The organism is Aeromonas sp. ZOR0001 (assembly GCF_000801015.1).
Classification (GTDB): domain Bacteria; phylum Pseudomonadota; class Gammaproteobacteria; order Enterobacterales; family Aeromonadaceae; genus Aeromonas; species Aeromonas veronii.
In genome coordinates, this window is record NZ_JRJY01000080.1 from 261,472 (window position 1) to 262,402 (window position 931).

Here is a 931-nt window from a genome sequence, read left to right on the forward strand (position 1 = left end):
TCCCGTACCAGCTCCTTTTTGGGCGGCGCCCTGCAAACCGCCGCCGGTGTGGCCGGTGGCGTGATGCTGGCCGATATGATCGGCGGACTGTTTCACAACAATCGGCCCGAGGAGATCATCGACATCATAGAGCCAGCGCCCATCGCCAATCCGGTCGATGCGGAACCGGTGCGCTGGGACGGCTGGGATTCACCTCCCGATGCTGGCAGCAATTTTCTCGACGACGATAGCCAGAGTAGCGGCTGGGCCGACAGTGACGATAACAACGACGGTTTCTTCTGACCGTCAAACCATTACTGGCCCCGCACCTAGCGGGGCTCAACTCGATACGAAACCCATGACTATGGAAAGTGTGATGACACCACGGATCGGCAGCGGCATGACGCGATATACTCAGCGCGCTTCGTGCCACCCGGGAACAACTCCCGACCCCAGGCGCTCTGTCCGTGGCCACGCAACACCCCCATGACGACAAGGAGCCACCTCATGATCCGAACCCTGCTTTTGACCAGTGCCGCCATTGCGGCCTATGCCCTGACCCAGAGCCACTCTCTGCTTCCCCTGCTCAGCCTGCTGGCCCTGCTTTCGCTCTGGGTTGTCAGCGAAATTGGACTGATATATCGCCAGTTACCAGCCGCCCAACCAGACGAATCTACCTACCACTTGGATGTCTGAGTTTGTTAAGAAATCCTTATGCCAACGCTTCTTCATCTAACAAGGTCGATATCATGAACTCAACTTCCCCACTTTATTCGAGCCTGATACTACTTGCTTGCCTGCAAAGTGCTTCGCTGTGGGCGCAATCCCCATGCCCAACAGGGGATGACTGCTCAACACTTAGTAACAACCAACCAGTCTCCGTACTGGGAAGCAACGGTGGTAACGGTGGTAACGGCGGTAACGGCGGCAACGGCGGCAACGGCGGCAACGG

At 57.8% G+C, this 931-nt stretch carries 3 protein-coding genes; all 3 read left to right on the forward strand.

What is annotated here, in order from left to right:
• On the forward strand, positions 1 to 282 hold a 282-nt coding region (locus tag L972_RS21895; protein WP_231560916.1), incomplete at its 5' end, for a DUF2076 domain-containing protein.
• A 204-nt stretch (positions 283 to 486) separates the two neighbouring features.
• Positions 487 to 675: a hypothetical protein gene (locus L972_RS11015; protein ID WP_047438195.1), complete on the forward strand. Its 189-nt coding sequence runs from the start codon at positions 487 to 489 to the stop codon at positions 673 to 675.
• Positions 676 to 677: 2 nt separating this feature from the next.
• On the forward strand, positions 678 to 931 hold a 254-nt coding region (locus L972_RS21900), incomplete at its 3' end, for a hypothetical protein (RefSeq protein WP_231560917.1).